Origin of the sequence: Nocardia exalbida NBRC 100660 (assembly GCF_000308575.1) — a bacterium.
Classification (GTDB): Bacteria; Actinomycetota; Actinomycetes; order Mycobacteriales; family Mycobacteriaceae; genus Nocardia; species Nocardia exalbida.
Genome location: NZ_BAFZ01000057.1, coordinates 20757 through 37353, shown reverse-complemented (window position 1 = coordinate 37353; position 16597 = coordinate 20757). Strand labels below are relative to the sequence as shown.

Here is a 16597-nt window from a genome sequence, read left to right as displayed (position 1 = left end):
TCCCAGAAATACGATCCGCAATTCGCGTCGCTGTCCGTCGGCGATTCCGGCTGTGCGATCGTGCTGGACCAGGCGGTCGACGAAAACGACATGATCCACTACATCGAGATGATGACCGCGGCGGAATACGCGCAGCTGTGTCTGGGCATGCCGAGCGGCAAGACGCAGGGCATCGCGATGTACACCGACAACCGCCGGATGCACAACGAGGACCGCTTCCTGCTCGGTACCAATACCCAGCGGAAATTCCTCGAGGCGCAGGGCAAGACCTTCGCCGACGAGAAGTTCGACTACGTGATCCACCACCAGTTCGGCGCCACGGCCATCCCGTGGATGAACGCGATCGCCGAGCGCGAGTTCGGCAGCCCGATGCCGCCGGATCTGCGGGTCATCGAGAAGTACGGGAACACTTCCACCACTTCACATTTCATCGTTCTGCACGATCAGCTCGGCGAGCAGAACATCCCCGCGGGATCGAAGTTGCTGCTGGTGCCGGCGGCCTCCGGCATCGTCACCGGGTTCCTGTCCACCACCATCTCGTCGCTGAAGGTCTGAGGTAGGTCATGAGCGTACGCATCAAGTCCACCGGCGTCAGCCGGGGCGGCGACACCAACAGCATCGTCGAGCACAGTGCCCGCGCGGCGAAGCGGAGCCTCGAGCGTGCCGGGATCCTTCCCGAACAGGTCGGGCTGCTGATCAACGCGGGCATCTTCCGGGATTCCAACACCGTCGAACCGGCGGTGTCGGCGCTGATCCAGAAGGCGGCGGGCATCGGGCTCGAATACGCCAAGGACGACCCGCGCACCTTCTCGTTCGACCTGATGAACGGGGCGGTCAGCGTGCTCAACGCGGTCCAGGTGGCCACCTCCGTCCTGGAGACCGGCAGTGCCGAGCACGTGCTGATCGTCTCGGGCGACACCCATCCGTCGCTGCTTCGCTCGGTCGGCGACGAACAGTTCCCGTACGCCACCTGCGGCGCGGCGCTGCTGCTCGAGCGCACCGACGAGCCGACCGGCTTCGGCCCGGTGCACACCGTCGCCGGGGAAGGCACGCCCGCCGTGGAGGCCTACGTCGACGTCTCGACCATGGGCAACACCGGTCGCGGCGCCATGACCGTGGAACGGGAGCCCGGCTTCGAGGACCGCCTGCTCGAGGTGGCCGTCGACGCCGCGCGGCAGGCGCTCGCCGAATCCGGGCACGCCTCGCTCGAGCGGATCGCGTTGATCGCCTCGACGCCGAGCCCGGAGTTCCCCAAGAGGCTGGCCGCCGCCCTCGGCATCGATCAGGGCGCGGTGCGCACTCCGGACCTGCGCGACGGCGACCCGCACACCGCGGCACTCACCGCGGCCTACGACCTGGCGGTCGCGGACGACGCCTTCGCCCAGCACCACCAGGTGCTGTTCGTCGCGGCGGGGGCCGGTCCTTCGGCGGCGGCGGTGCTCTACCGGTTGCCCGTCTTCGCCGGGGCGCCTGCGTGACGACGGGAACCTACTGGCAGGCCATCGATCGGTTCCGTGCGGTCGTCCGCACCGAGCCCACCCGGGTGGCCGTGCGCTACGCGGACGGGGTCGGCCCCGATGGCCTGCCGGCCTACCGGCACCTGACCTATCGCGAACTGGACGCGTGGTCGGACACGATCGCCCAGCGGCTCACGGCGTCGGGTGTCGGCACCGGGACACGCACCATCGTGCTGGTGCTGCCGAGCCCGGAGCTGTACGCGATCATGTTCGGGCTGCTCAAGATCGGCGCGGTGGCCGTGGTGATCGACCCGGGGATGGGCGTGCGAAAGATGTTGCGCTGCCTGCGCGCCGTGGACGCCGAGGCGTTCATCGGCATCCCGCAGGCGCACGCGCTGCGCGTGCTGTTCCGGCGCGGCTTCCGCGGCGTCCACACCGCCGTCACCGTCGGCAGACGGTGGTTCTGGCGCGGCGAGTCGCTGCGGGGCTGGGGCCGCACGCCCACCGGCTCGGTCACCGCGGGCCGACCGGCCACCGAGGACGACCTGCTGTTCATCGCGTTCACCACCGGCAGCACCGGACCGGCCAAGGCCGTGCAGCTCACGCACGGCAATCTGGCCGCGATGGTGGAGCAGGTGCACGTGGCGCGCGGCGAGGTGGCGCCGGAGGCCTCGCTGATCACTCTCCCGCTGGTCGGTGTGCTGGATCTGCTCCTGGGTTCACGCTGCGTATTGCCGCCGCTGATTCCGAGCAAGGTCGGCGCCACCGATCCCGCACATGTCGTCGACGCGATCCAGAAGTTCGGCGTGCGGACCATGTTCGCCTCCCCGGCGGTGCTGATTCCGCTGCTGGAACACCTGCGGACCCGACCGGCCGAGCTGAACACGCTCGACAGCATCTATTCCGGCGGCGCGCCGGTGCCGGACTGGTGCATCGCCGGGCTGCGCGCGGTGCTCGGCGAGGACGCGAAGGTCGTCGCCGGATACGGGTCCACCGAGGCACTGCCGATGGCCACCATCGAGTCCAGGGAACTGCTGGGCGGGTTGGTCGAACGGGCGCACCGCGGGGCGGGAACCTGCCTCGGCAGGCCCTCCCACCAGGTACAGGCGCGCGTCGTCGCCATCACCGACGACGCCATCCCGACGTGGAGCCGGGCCGAAGAACTCGCGGGCGGGCTCGAGGACACCGGCGGAATCGGTGAACTAGTGGTCGCCGGGCCGAATGTCAGCGCCAGGTACTACTGGCCGGAACAGGCGAACACGCTGGGCAAGATCGTCGACGGCGACCGGATCTGGCACCGCACCGGCGATCTCGCGTGGATCGATGATCGAGGACGGATCTGGTTCTGCGGACGCAAGAGTCAGCGGGTGGTCACGGGGCACGGTCCGATGTTCACCGTCCAGGTCGAACAAGTCTTCAACACCGTCGCGGGCGTGGCCCGCACGGCGCTGGTCGGGGTCGGGGCGCGCGGAGCGCAGCGACCGGTGCTCTGCGTGGAACCGAAGCCGGGCGCGGACGCGCAGGTCGTCGAGGCCGCGCTGCGGGCCCGCGGGGCGCGGTTCGACCTCACCAGGACCGTCGACGACTTCCTGATTCACCCGTCGTTCCCGGTGGACATCCGGCACAACGCGAAGATCGGGCGCGAACAGCTCACGATCTGGGCGGCCGAGCGGCTAGGAACGGACAACCGACGATGAAAACGATGGCATTGCGGGCGGTTCCCGTCCTGGGGTGGCTGTATCTGGCCTGCGGCGCCCTCGCCGCCGCGACCGGCCGCGTCCCGGACAGCCGGATCCTGCGCGCCGCCTGGTGGATCGACGCGTTCCTGAGCGTCGTCGTGCACGCGGCGCAGATCCCGGTGGCCCTGCGCGCCGCCGAGGGTTCCGGACGCGGCCGGTTCGAGACGGCGGCCCTGACGCAGATCTTCGGCTTGACCTGGTGGCGAACCCAGCCCGGCAAGGAGGAACGGCAATGAGCAAAGTTCTGGTGACCGGTGCGTCCGGATTCCTGGGCGGCGCGTTGGTACGCAGGCTGGTGCGCGACGGCGAGCACCACGTGTCGATCCTGGTGCGGCGCACCAGCGATCTGACCGACCTCGGCGCCGACGTCGGCAAGGTCCAGCTGGTCTACGGCGACCTGACCGATCCCGCCTCGCTCGAACGAGCGACCCGTGGGGTCGACATCGTGTTCCACAGCGCGGCCCGGGTGGACGAGCGCGGTACCCGGGAACAATTCTGGAACGAGAACGTCCGGGCCACCGAGCGTTTGCTCGAAGCGGCCCGGCGCGGCGGGGCGGGGCGATTCGTGTTCATCTCGAGTCCGAGCGCGCTGATGGACTACCACGGCGGCGACCAGATCGACGTCGACGAATCGGTGCCCTATCCCCGGCGCTACCTGAACCTGTACTCGGAGACCAAAGCCGCGGCCGAGCGGGCGGTGCTGGCCGCCGACACCGAAGGGTTCCGCACCTGCGCGCTGCGCCCCCGCGCGATCTGGGGAGCCGGCGACCGGTCCGGTCCCATCGTGCGGTTGCTCGGCCGGGCCGGTGCGGGAACGCTGCCGGACCTGTCCTTCGGCCGCACCGTCTACGCGTCGCTGTGTCACGTCGACAACATCGTCGACGCCTGTGTGAAGGCGGCCGCGTCGGACGCGGTCGGCGGCAAGGCGTATTTCGTCGCCGACGCCGAGCGGACCGACGTGTGGGGATTCCTCGGCGAGGTCGCCGTTCGGCTGGGGTACCAGCCGCCGACCAGGAAACCCCATCCGAGGGTGATCGAAGCGGCGGTGCGCGTCATCGAGACGATCTGGCGCATCCCGGCCGTCGCGACGCGCTGGTCGCCGCCGCTCTCGCGCTACGCCGTCGCGCTGATGACCCGCAGCGCCACCTACGACACCACCGCCGCCGCACGCGATTTCGGCTACCGGCCGGTGGTGGACCGCGACAGCGGACTGGCCGCGTTCCTCGCCTGGCTGCCCACCCAGGGCGGAGCGGTCGAACTCACCCGCAATCTGCGCTGAGCGCCACCTCGGTACCGGAGATCAGCATGAGCAACGCCCCCGTCTTCCGCCGGAAGATCACACCCACCGAACGCCTCTACTTCGCCACACGGCGGGTGACTCCGCCGTTCGTCATGCATATCGCCGTACACGGTGACGGCAGCCTCGACCCGGCCGCCCTGCAACGGGCCGTCGACGTGGCCTCGGCGGCCGACCCCGGCGCCCGCCTGGTCCGCGACGGCGGCGACTGGGTGGACAGCGGCCTGGCCGCCACCGTGCGCGTCGTGCCGGGATGGTCGCTGAACTACGACGCGCTCGAACACGACGCGGTACTCGACAGCCCGATCGGTCCCACGCCGGAGCGGACCACCGAGGTGCTGCTGCTGACCGGTGACCGGACCACCGTCGTGTTCCGCGCCTTTCACGGCGTGATGGACGGCATGGGCCTGCGGATGTGGGTGGACGACGTCTTCCGCGCACTGCGCGGCCTGCCGCCCGTCGGCGCTGCCGACCCGGTCGCCGACGCCGAACTGGTGGCGCGGGTGGGCGCGCCGGGCAAACCGACCCGGGTGCTGCCCACGTTCCGGGCGCCGACCGGCCACGGCCGCCAGGATCCGGCGGCCCCGCGCTGGCTGCTGCGCCACCGCACGATCGAGGCGACCGGCAAGGGCATCGTCGCACGGGTGGCGGCGGTCCTGGCCGCGGAGTCGGGGGCCCGGTCGCGCTTCATGATCCCGGTCGACCTGCGCAGGCACGATCCCGAGTTGCGCTCGACCGGGAACCTGGCATTGCCCCTGTTTCTCGACGTGGCGCCCGGCGAGGACTGGGCGACGATCAGCGGCCGGATGCGCACCGGGTTGCGGGAGAGAAGCGAACTGAACCAGTTGGACAACGGCAAGCTGTCGAAGTTCCCGGCCCCCGTCCTCCGCGGCGTGCTGCGCGGCAGCAACTGGCTCGGGGCGCGGCTGAACCGGAACATGGTGTCGGCCACCATCTCCCACATGGGCAGCGTCGATCTCGACGAGATGGCCGTGCCCGGCTGGACGCCGACGACCATGCGGTTGCTGCCCCAGCACAGCGGCGCGATGCCGCTGCTGTTCGCCATGGTCGAGTCGCGCGGAAAGCTGGAGCTGACCGTGTCCTGCCGCAACGGCGCGGGCATCGAGCCCCGGCTGGAGGCGCTGCTGGACAAGATCGCGGCGCGGTTGGAAGCCGAGTCGGCCCCGCACGATGCGGCCGTGAGATGACCGCCCTCGCCCGGCTCGTGCTCGGCCGGCCGCGATGGGTGCTCGCGGTCGTGGCCGGGGTGATGCTGCTGGCCGGTCTGGTCGGCATCGGAGCGTCCGACAAGGTGACGGCGGCCGGGTTCATCGATCCCGGCAGCGAGTCCGCGCACGTGGACGAGCTCGTGAGCGAGCATTTCGGACCGCAGAATCCGGACGTGGTGGTGCGGTACACCGCGCCGCAGGGCCAGACGCTCGACGACATCGGCCCCCGGGTGCGGGAATCGCTGGCGCGGATCGACCCGGCGCTGCTGCAACGGCCGATCGAAACCTATTGGAACGCCGGAATCGCACGCAAGCAGTTCCTGCGCTCCGCGGACGACCGGCACGCACTGGCCGTCGTATATCTCGCCGGTGACGCCAACCAGCGCGTCAGCGTGTACCCGGACATCGAACCGCAATTGCGCGTCCCGGGTGTCGCGACCGATCTGTCCGGCTACAGCGCGGTCTCCACGGAGATCAACGCGCAGTCCCAGCACGATCTGCTGCGGGCGGAATCGATCTCGCTGCCGCTGACGCTGCTCATCCTGGTGCTGGTGTTCGGCGGGCTCGTCGCCGCGTCCTTCCCGGTCGTGGTCGGTGGCCTGACCGTGCTGGGCGCGATGGGCGCCATCCGCGTGCTCGCCGAACTCACCGAGGTGAGCACGTTCGCGATGAACATCGCCTCGCTGCTGGGGCTCGGGATGGCCATCGACTACGGGCTGTTCCTGGTCACCCGGTTCCGCGAGGAGGTCGCGGCCGGGCACGGCGTGCCCGCCGCGATCACCCGCACCTACGCGACCGCCGGGCGCACGATCGCGTTCTCGGCGCTGCTGCTGGTCTGCGCGTTCGCGGGGATGTTCGTCTTCCCGCAGGCGGTGCTGCGGTCGCTGGGCGTCGGCGCGATCACGGCGGTGGCGCTGGCCGCCGGGCTCTCGCTCACCGTGCTGCCCGCACTGCTGGCCCTGTTCGGCGCGCGCATCGGCGCCGGGCGAGCGATCGATCGCAGCGACCGGTTCTGGGGCGGCCTGGTCGATCGCGTGCTGCGACGGCCCGCCCTGGTGACCATGGCCGTCGGCGCCCTCCTCCTGGTCTTCGCGGCGCCGCTGGCCGGGCTGCGACTGGGCGATATCGACCATCACGCGCTGCCCGCGGACAACCCCATGCGCGTCACCGTCGAGGAACTCACCGCGCAGTTTCCCGCGGCGGGCAGCGGGGCCACCGCGGTGCTGCACGGCACGGACGGGCCGCCGCAGTCGGCCGCTGTCGACACGGTCGCGGCGGCGCTGAGCGAGATCGACGGTGTGCGGCAGGTCGTCCAGGTGGGTCGCGCCGAGGACTTCGTCGTCTTCCACGCCTTCCTGCGCGACACCGACCGCACCGAAGCGGCGAGTGCCTCGGTCCGCGCCCTGCGCGCGGTGACTCCTCCGGACGGCACCGTGCTGTGGGTCGGCGGCGACACCGCGGCCACCGTGGACAGCGTGCGCTCCATCGTCGCCGCGATGCCGTGGATGATCCTCGTCATGGTCGGCGCGACGATGGTGCTGCTGTCGGCCGCGTTCCGCTCGATCGTGCTGCCGCTCAAGGCGGTCATCCTGGCGTTCCTGAGCCTCGCCGCCACCTTCGGCGTGCTGACCTGGATCTTCTGCGGCGGGCATCTGTCCGGCGTGCTCGGCGTGAGCACCGGCCCGATCACCGCGGGCATGCTGGTGCTGATCATCGCGGTCGTCTTCGGGCTCTCCACCGACTACGAAGTGTTCCTGCTGTCGCGCATGGTCGAAGCGCACGACGCGGGCGCCGACACCGCCGCGTCGGTGCGGGCGGGCACGGTCAAGACCGCTCGCGTGATCACCGCCGCCGCGACCCTGCTGGTGATCGTCACCGGAGCGTTCACCCTGTCCCCCCTGACCCCCATGCGCTTCCTGGGTCTCGGCATGATCGTCGCCCTGGTCGTGGACGCCACCCTCGTCCGCATGCTCCTGGTGCCCGCCTTGGTCCAGCTGATGGGGCCCGCCAACTGGTGGTCGCCCCGCCGCCCCCGCCACGTCGTGACAGCCACCGTCGCCCGCATTCAGGAACGCACGTCGGCCACGAGATGATCCAGCTGCACCCGTTGCTAGGCAACAAGTTCCAGTAGGCCGCGGGGATCCCATGGCATCGGACCGGTCGGGAAGCCGAGGCGGACCAGGCGATGGGGCGGGGCCGCGTCGAAATGCGCCACCGCGGGTGGCAGGAATCCGGCGAGCACCTTCTCCAGCATCATGTTCAGTCCCGACAACCGCGGCCGCAGCCGGACCTGCCAGCAGTCGATGCGCCCGGCCGGTACCTCGATGACGGTGCGCTGCTCCACTTCGGCGCCGAGCGGGATGTGCACCGAGAACGCCAGCCACAGATCCACGCACTCCTCGGCGCCCTCGGCGAAGTCCAGGCCGCGCAGCAAGGTCAGGCCAGCGGCGAGCGGCATCACATCGGCCGGAAAGGGCGCGATCCCGCCGCCGAACTGCAGATGGACGGTGTCGAGGAAGTTGGCCTCCTCGCGGCTGACCACCGTTGTACCCGAGCGTGTCTCGGCGCGGTAGTGCTCGGCCCGGAGCCGGTCTCCCGAGCGCAGGAACCGCTGCTCTATGGTCATCGCGAAATTCCGTTTCCCAGGCCGGCCTCGACGATCGAGCGGTAGCCGTCGCCGTCGTGGGCGACGACGCTGACCAGGTCGAGCTTCGGCGCCCGGTCGGCGATGGTGGCGATGTAGACGGACTTCTCTCCGTCGGGAATTCCGGGGTCACGAAATGCGCTGTGCACCTGTTCTCCTCACAGTGTGTCCTCGGCCGCGGCCGCGAACACGCGCCGAAGGGTGGCCACGTAGCGTTCGACGGAGCCGTGCGCCACCGGGGTGTCCGGGTAGATGACGCTCAGCGTGGTCTCCGACGCGAACCGGTTGATCCAGATCAGCACTTGTTCGGAGGCGGCACGATTGGCGTACAGCCCACACGAGCCCAGGTCGAACAACTCGTTGCCGAGCAGCTCCCGGGTGTCCACATACGAGATCATCGGCGTGGACCAGCCCGGTTTCAGATCCAGATCGGAGTCGGCGGGCAGCAGTTCCACCACGCGCTGGAACGAGGTGGGGGCCAGGCGCAGGCCGTTCTCGTAGGCGTGCTGCGCGATGGTCGCGGCGCGCGCGAAGGTGGTGGTGGCGCCGATCGGGAAGGCCACCGGCAGCAACGTCACGTACCAGCCGACCGACGCGCGTTCGGCGGCGCTGCTGCGGGTACTGACCGGCGTCATCCCGAAGTAATAGTCGCTGTCGATGAGTTCGCGCTCGGCCAGCGCCGCCGCGGCGAAGATGCCACCGACGAACTCCGCGCCGTTGGCGCGGCAGACCCGCTCGAACCGCAGCGCGGTGTGCTCGTCGAACAGGGTGATCGTGCGGTGCGCGCTGCGGTTGTACACATCGGTGCGCTTGCCCAGATCCAAGGGGAAGGACGGCAGTTCGCCGTCGTTGCCGCGGATGAGCTCCAGCCACTTGCGCACGCCGGGTGAGGCGAGCGTCATCCGGCTCGTGTACTCCCGCTCAGCGGTGCAGTAGTCGAGGTAACTGGCCACGGGGGCCGGCATGCCCACGTCTTCCCACACTTCGCGCACATACAGCAGCGCGAGGTCGAATCCGGACAGATACTGGCCGAATCCGTCGGTGTGCAGATGGTCGACCGCCAGGTAGACCGTGGTCGATTCCTCGCGTTCGATCGCGCCGAAGGTGAAGCAGTCCCAGTCGAAGGGTCCCGGCGTCGTCTTCTGGACGTGATCGCGGATGGCGCGGGCCTCGTCGACGCGGCCGTAGTCGATCGGTACGAACTCGACGTCCTGCGCGGGCACGAGGTGACGCTCGATCGTGCCCGCGGAGTCGATCCGGAACCAGGTCCGAAAGGTGTCGTGGCGCAACAGGAACGCGTTGACCGCCCGCGTCATCGCGGCCGGGTCGAGGCCGCCTGCCGGGATCTCCGCTGTCACCAGGCACAGGCCGGAGTACCGGAACTCCGCCTTGGCGTGCCGATCGGCGAGCCGAAGATACTGCTCCTGCTGGTGCGAGGGCGGGGCCGGGTGCACCGGCGCTCGCCGGGCGCGCGCCACCGACTCCGGTGACGCCACCCAGCTGACCAGCCTGCCGGGCCCCGGCTCCCATTCATCGATCAACCCGAAACCGACCACGATGCCACCTCGTTTCGACGACGATCGGTCACGGCCTGCCCTCGGCCCCCGCCAACGCGGGCAGCGGTTCGGGCGCGGCGCCGTTGGACGGCGCCGGTCCCGCCATCGACGGAACGAGGTCCGCCACCGGCTGCGCCTGACCGGAATCCGCGGCCAGGATCAGCTCCGCCACCTTCGGGCCTGCCTGCTCCAGGCTGAACGATCGGCCCATCTGCAGCGACATCAGGTCGATGCCGAGGGTCTTGGTGACCCGCGCGCCGAGTTCCACCGCCATCAGCGAATCCAGCCCGAGTTCGGGCACCGGAACGGTCATGTCGATGGACTCGACCGGCACACCCATGACGACGGCGAGTTCCTCGGCCATCTTGCGGGCGACGAAGCCCCCGCGTTTGTTCTCCTCGATCGCGGCCACCTCGGCCCGCAACCGGGCCAGTTCGGAGGTGTCCTTGGCGGAGGACTGGGCGAGCGCGCTCGTGCGGCCGGTCCGGGTCAGCTGCGGGAAGGTACCGGTCAGCTTGGCCCAGTCGGTCGGGATGATCGCCGCGCGAGCGTCGCCCAGGCGCAGCGTCTGCTCCAGATAAGCGGTCGCGTCGGCCATGTCGATCGGATCGAAGCCCACCAGATCGAGGTACTTGAGGGCTGTCTCGTCGGCGGCCATACCGCCCGTCGCACCCGACAGGTGGCCCCAGCCGACGCACAGCGCCCGCTCGCCCGCCCTGGACCATTCCTCGGCCAGCGACTCCACCGCCACATTGGCCGCGCAGTAGTTGTACTGGCCGTAGATGCCGTACATCGAACCGCCAGAGGAGCACAGCACGAACATGTCCAACCGGATCCCGGCATCGGCCACGGCTCGATGCAGTACCCGGGCGCCGTGCACCTTCGGGCGGTACACCTTGGCCAGCTCCTCGAATCGCATCGCCGCCAAACGGTTGTCGGCCACGGCTCCCGCGGCGTGGAAGACTCCGCGCAGCGGATGCTCGACGCTGTGGGCCCGTGCGACGATCGTGGCGACAGCCTCCGGGTCGGTCACGTCGGCACGCTCCTCGACCACGTCGACGCCGACGGTGCGCCACGCCTCGAGCTGCCTGCGTGCCTCCTCGGTGCTCGCGCCGCCGCGGCCGAGCAAGACCAGCCGCCGCGCCCCGCGCAGCACCAGCCAGCGCCCGATGGCCATGCCGAATCCACCGAACCCGCCGGTGACGAGATAGGTCGCGGTGCTGTCGATCTCGATTTCGGGCAGGTGGGGCCGCACCGCCGGAGTGGGCGAATCCATGCGCAACGCGATCCGGGCCAGGCCGGTCGAGCGAATGGTCTCCTCGAAGGCCCTGCCCACCTCGTCGGTTTCCAGCAGCTTGTACGGCAGCGGCTGGTAGGTGCCCGCGAGCACCTTCTCGTAGACCCGCTGCAGCAGCCGGGTCAGCCGCTGCGCGTCGACGGCGACCAGGCGGTCCAGATCCATCGAGAAGTACGCCACGTTCTTGTCGAAGTTGGCCATCTCGAGCAGTCCGCCGGTGTAGATGTCGGCCTTGCCGACCTCGACGATGCGCCCGAATTCCGCGACGGCGTTGAAGTTCTGGCGCAGGATCTCCCCGGGCGCGCTGCTGAGCACGACCTCGACGCCCTTGCCGCCGGTCAGCTCCAGTACGTCGTCGACGAAGTTCAGCGAGCGCGAGTCGATCGCGTGATCGGCGCCGAGGGCGAGCACGTGGGCGCGGCGCTCGTCGGTGCTCGCGGTGCCGATGATGCGTGCCCCGCGGTCCTTGGCCACCTGGATCGCGGCCGTGCCGACACCGCCCGCGGCGCCGTGGATCAGCACCGTCTCGCCCGGCTCCAGCCGGGCCAGATCCAGCAGCGCGTACTCGGCCGTGCCGAAGGCGATGGTGCTGGTGCAGTATCCGGGATCGGCGTCGGGCGGCAGCGGGATGGCCAGCTGCCGGTCGACGACGACGTAGCGCCGCATCATGCCCTTGGCGGCGATCGCGACCAGCTCGCCCACGGCCAGATCGGTGATCCCGTCGCCGACGCGCACCACCTCGCCGACGCCTTCCATGCCGGGCACGGTGCCGAAATAGGTGGGCGCGAGTTCGCGCTCGCCGAGCAGGCCGATGACCTTGAGCGGATCCTTGTAGTTCAGACCGATGACCTTCATCCGGACCTCGACCTGCCCCGGCCCCGGTTCGCGCCGCGGGCACTGCCGCCAGGCCAATGCCGGCAGCATCCGGGTCCGCGGCAGCTCCAGCGCGAAGTTCGCCTCCGGATCGGTCAGCGGTTCGGCGGTGTCGAGGGTGTCGAGGCGCTCCTGCAGCGGCTTGGTCACCAACGGAGCCCAGCGCTCGCCCGCGCGCAGTACGACCTCGTCGAGGTTGTCGTTCCAGAACGCGCCCGGTACGGCCAGTTCCCCGATCAGATCGGTGATCTCGGTGTCGGGTTCCACGTCGACCAGCCGCCAGCGCAGCGCCGACTGCTCGTTGAGCAGCACCCGTCGAGCGCCGGCCAGCGCGGCGTGATTCGAATTCGGCGTGATCGGGCTGCCGGGCAGCGCGAACGCCCGTTCGGTCACCAGGGTGGCGTGACACCATCCCTCACCGAAGACGCTCTTGGGCCCCTCGTCGGCGATCTCGGGGTGGACGAACTCGTCGAGGGCCACCGCGATCCGCTCCAGGGTCCACAGATCGGCGACATCGTCCTCGACGGTCCCCGCGACCACGCAGACGTGCAGCCGGTCGGTGCCCTCCGCCTTGGCGGCCGCCAGTGTCGCGGCCAGGTCGGCGGCGAGTTCGCGGCCCGCGACGCCTGCCACGTAGAGCCGGGAGCCGGGGAGGGCGGCGGCCAGCCGCCCCGCACGAGGGCAGTTGCCGCCCAGCGCGACGATCACGGTGGTCACCGAATCCTTCGGCAGCGCCTCGGGATCGAGCGGATCGCGTCGTTCCAGCGTCTCGGCGTAGTAGAAGTCGACCATCCGATGCAGCGGATCCCGGCCCGGCGCGAGCGCACCGATCTGCAAACCGCTCAATCGCATCACGAGGTTGTGTTCGTCGTCGAGCAGATCCACGTCGGCGCGCAGCCTGGCCCGCGGATCTCGGCGCGCGACCACGGTGATCCGCTCGGGTAGCGGTGCGACCAGCCGCACCGCCGCGACACCGACCGGAACCAGCGTGCCTTCATCGATCCTGGCGTCGGCGAACAGCAGGGCCGCGGACTGCATCGCGGCGTCGACCACCGCGGGGTGGGCGAGGTGTCCGGAGTCCGCCGCGATGGTGCCGTCGACCGTGGCGACCACCGCGTCCGCGCCGACGCGCGCGGAGGTGACGCGTCGGAAGGCCGGACCGTACTGCAGCCCCGCCGCGGCCAGGCCGGTATAGAACATCTGCGGGTCGACGTCGATACCGACGTCCAGGGTGGGAACCGTGACCTTCGTGGGCTTGTGACTGCCGGTCAGTGTGCGGCCGAAGGCGTGCACCGTCCAGGCCGTCCCCGTCGCCGAACGCGATCGGATCAGGAAGCGGCCGCTGGCCTCCTCGACGGTCAGCGCCACCAGCGGCACGTCCGGCGCGCCCATGATGAGGGGGGCCACGAACCGGACCTGTTCCAGCGCCACGCGTTCGACACCGAGACGGGAGGCCGTGGCGCTCAGCGCGGCGTCCAGGTACGCCGCGCCCGGCATGATCTTGACGCCGTTGACGACGTGGTCGGCCAGCCACGGCAGCAGCTCGGTGCCGACCTGCAGCAGCCAGTCCGGCCTGCCCTCGACGTCGGGATCGCCGAGCATGGCGTAGGTGCCGGGGCTGCCCAGGCGCGCCTGCTCGAACAGCGGCAGCGCCGAATGCAACCGGGTCCGCTGCCAGGGATAACGCGGCAGTGGCACGTGCGGTGTCGCGGGGTCCCGCGCGGGGAACAGCTCGTCGATGTCGAGCACGCCCGCGGCGTAGAGGCCGATGAGAGTGCGGCGCAGGCTCTCCGAATCCGGCTGCTTGCGATCCAGTGTCGGCACCGTCGTGCCGTTGACCTCCGCGCCCAGCAGAGTCTCACGGATGTTGCCCGACAACACCGGGTGCGGGCCCACCTCCAGGAAGACCCGGCTGTCCGCCCCGATCAGCTCGGTGACCGCGTCGGCGAACCGGACGGGCTCGCGCACGTTCGCGCACCAGTACTCGGCGTTCCAGTCGGGGCCGGTCACCCGTTCGCCGGTGACCGAGGAGTACAGCGGCACGGTCGGCGCCTCCGGCTCCAGCCCGGACAGCGCCGCGCGCAGCTCGTCGAGGATGGGGTCCATCAACCGGCTGTGGTACGGCACCTCGACGCGCAATCGGCGGGCGAAAATACCGTCCTCGGTGAGTTTTTCGGCGATCTCGTCCAAGCGATCGATCTCGCCGGACAAGGTCAGTGAGCTCGCGCTGTTGATCGCGGCGATGTCCACCCGCGGGTCGTCGCCGACGAGTCCACGGGCCTGCTCGGGCGACATTCCGACCGCGAGCATCCCACCCGAGCCCGCGGTGGTCGCCTGCAACCGGGCACGGTGATAGGCCACCAGGACCGCGTCGCGCAGCGAGAGCATGCCGCTCACGTAGGCCGCCGACACTTCACCGACGCTGTGCCCCAGCACGGCCGCGGGACGGATGCCGTACTCCGCCAGCTCCCGCACCAACGCCACCTGCACGAGGAAGTTGGCCGGTTGCGCCACTTCGGTCCTGGCGACCCGGGACTCCTCCTCCGGTCGCAGCAGTTCCTCGATGATCGACCAGCCTGCGATCTTGCGGAACTCCGTGTCGATCGCCGCGGCGGTATCGGCGAAAACGCTCGCACCGTCCAGCAATTCGCGGGCCATCCCCCACCACTGCGGACCCATGCCGGAGAACACGAACACCGGTTCCGCGGTACGCGCCGCGATCGTCCGCGCGGCGTCGCGCCCCTCTCCGGCGGCGAACAGGTGGAGATCCCGGACCAGGTCGGCGGTCTCACCGACGAGCATCCCCGTGCGGTACTGATGGTGCGCCATGCGGGTCCAGGCGGCCTCGGCCAGCCGGCCGGGATCGGCGCCCGCGGTGATCAGATCGGCGAACCGGCCTGCCAGCGCACGTGCCGCGCCGGTGCTGCGGGCCGAGATCGGCAGCACACCGAGATGCCGTGCGGGCGCGTTGGTCGCGCTGGGTTCCCGGCGGAACTCCTGCAGGATGGTGTGGGCGTTGGTGCCGCCGTAGCCGAAGCCGTTGACCGCGATCGTCATCGGCTCGGCGTCGTCGGGCAGCGCCTCCGCTTCCAGCTGGACGTGCAGTCCGAGCTCGTCGAACGGGATGTCCGGATTGGGTTTGTCGAGCCAGCCCTGCGGCGGGATGGTGCGATGGTGGATGGCCAGCGCCGCTTTGATCACGCTCGCGACACCGGCCGCGGCCTCGGTGTGACCGAGTGTCGACTTCACCGAGCCGACGCCCAGCGAGCGCGTGCGCCCGGCGGGCGCGCCGAACACCCGCCCGAGCGCACGCAACTCGACCGGATCGCCCACCAATGTCCCGGTGCCGTGCGCCTCGACGTAGGTGATCTCGTTCGGCGCCAGTCCCGCGCGCACGCACACCGAGCGGGCCAGGTTCTCCTGGGATTCGGCGTTGGGCACGGTGATCGCCGTGGTACGGCCGTCCTGATTGGAGCCGGTCGCCTTGACCACCGCGTAGATCCGGTCGCCGTCGCGGACCGCGTCGTCGAGTTTCTTCAGCGCCACCATGCCCGCGCCCTCGCCGCGCCCGTAGCCGTCGGCCGAGGCGTCGAAGGATTTGCAGCGGCCGTCCGCGGCCAGGAAGCCACCCTTGCACATCAGGACGAAGGTCTCCGGCTGCAGCATGACGTTCACGCCACCCGCGAGCGCCACCTCGCAGTCTCCGTTCTCCAGCGCCTGGCAGGCGAGATGAAAGGCGACCAGTGACGACGAGCACGCGGTGTCGACCGTGAGCGCGGGACCGACCAGATCGAGGGCGTAGGCGATCCGGTTGGACAGCATCGTGTAGGACGCACTGGCCGGGGTGTGCATGTCGGTGTGGAACAGGGCGGGGCCGACCACGCCGATCACCGACTGGTCCACCACGAACCCGCCGACGTAGACGCCGATCGATCGGCCCGCCGCGCGCCGCGCGATCCCGGCGTCGTCGAGCGCCTCCCAGGTCACCTCGAGCATCAGCCGCTGCTGCGGATCCAGCACGGTCGCCTCGCGAGCGGAGATGCCGAAGAAGTCCGGGTCGAACTCCCACGGGTCGATCGTCATGAATGCCGCGCGCTTGGTGTAACTGCGTCCCGGCGTACGTGGCTCCGGGTCGTAGTAGCGGCGGTAATCCCAGCGATCGGCCGGCATCTCGACCACACCGTCGCGTTTGTCCAGGACGAATTCCCAAAAGGTGTCGGGCGAGTCGATTCCGCCTGCAAACCTGCAGCCGATGCCGACGATTGCGATATCCGACATGCATATCCTCCGGGTCGGATCAAGTTGACCGCCATTTTCTTCGGCGATTCACGAATTAGCGTGTGCGCAGCTGGCGACGGCCTCAGCGTAACGGCCGCCACACCCACCGTCGCGGACTCAGGGACAGTTCACAATTCACCCGCCGACCCATTTGTGGCATCTCGAAACTATGGCTTCGGCGCCCGCGAAAAATGTTGATATTGCTAGGTTTTCACCGTTCGAACCCG

Annotated in this window: 11 protein-coding genes; 7 read left to right on the top strand and 4 right to left on the bottom strand. The window is 70.0% G+C overall.

The features are described from left to right. The 7 genes from ON29_RS13185 to ON29_RS13155 all read left to right on the top strand — a co-directional run. Positions 1–555, top strand: a 555-nt coding sequence (locus ON29_RS13185) for a 3-oxoacyl-[acyl-carrier-protein] synthase III C-terminal domain-containing protein (protein WP_040866531.1), incomplete at its 5' end; no start/stop codon positions are given. 8 nt (positions 556–563) lie between these two features. Then, positions 564–1478 carry a beta-ketoacyl-[acyl-carrier-protein] synthase family protein gene (locus tag ON29_RS13180; RefSeq protein ID WP_040866530.1) on the top strand — a complete coding sequence of 305 codons (915 nt, stop codon included), beginning with the start codon at positions 564–566 and terminating at the stop codon, positions 1476–1478. Beyond that, entirely contained in the window at positions 1475–3154 is a 1680-nt protein-coding gene (locus tag ON29_RS13175; RefSeq protein WP_051175159.1) for a fatty acid CoA ligase family protein, read from the top strand. Before ON29_RS13180 ends, ON29_RS13175 begins: the two co-directional genes overlap by 4 nt. Before the next feature lie 5 nt (positions 3155–3159). After that, positions 3160–3432: a hypothetical protein gene (locus ON29_RS13170; RefSeq protein ID WP_245548937.1), complete on the top strand. Its 273-nt coding sequence runs from the start codon at positions 3160–3162 to the stop codon at positions 3430–3432. Beyond that, positions 3429–4475, top strand: coding sequence for an NAD-dependent epimerase/dehydratase family protein (locus ON29_RS13165; protein ID WP_051175158.1), 1047 nt, complete (start codon positions 3429–3431; stop codon positions 4473–4475). The genes ON29_RS13170 and ON29_RS13165 overlap by 4 nt, the downstream gene beginning before the upstream one ends. Positions 4476–4501: 26 nt before the next feature. Beyond that, entirely contained in the window at positions 4502–5701 is a 1200-nt protein-coding gene (locus ON29_RS13160; protein WP_040866528.1) for a hypothetical protein, read from the top strand. Next, a complete protein-coding gene (locus tag ON29_RS13155) occupies positions 5698–7815 on the top strand; it encodes an MMPL family transporter (protein ID WP_083863442.1) in 2118 nt (705 codons plus the stop codon). Before ON29_RS13160 ends, ON29_RS13155 begins: the two co-directional genes overlap by 4 nt. Before the next feature lie 17 nt (positions 7816–7832). Here the strand turns inward: ON29_RS13155 and ON29_RS13150 are convergent, their stop codons facing one another. The 4 genes from ON29_RS13150 to ON29_RS13140 are packed head-to-tail and all read right to left on the bottom strand — an operon-like array spanning position 7833 to position 16370. Next, positions 7833–8348, bottom strand: a complete 516-nt coding sequence (locus tag ON29_RS13150) for a hypothetical protein (RefSeq protein WP_245548936.1) — start codon at positions 8346–8348, stop codon at positions 7833–7835. After that, positions 8345–8515, bottom strand: a complete 171-nt coding sequence (locus ON29_RS37030) for a hypothetical protein (protein WP_245548935.1) — start codon at positions 8513–8515, stop codon at positions 8345–8347. The genes ON29_RS13150 and ON29_RS37030 overlap by 4 nt, the downstream gene beginning before the upstream one ends. A gap of 9 nt (positions 8516–8524) precedes the next feature. Further along, positions 8525–9922 carry a condensation domain-containing protein gene (locus ON29_RS13145; RefSeq protein WP_040866527.1) on the bottom strand — a complete coding sequence of 466 codons (1398 nt, stop codon included), beginning with the start codon at positions 9920–9922 and terminating at the stop codon, positions 8525–8527. Between the two features lie 28 nt (positions 9923–9950). Beyond that, positions 9951–16370: a type I polyketide synthase gene (locus ON29_RS13140; protein ID WP_040866526.1), complete on the bottom strand. Its 6420-nt coding sequence runs from the start codon at positions 16368–16370 to the stop codon at positions 9951–9953. Between the last annotated feature and the right edge of the window lie 227 nt (positions 16371–16597).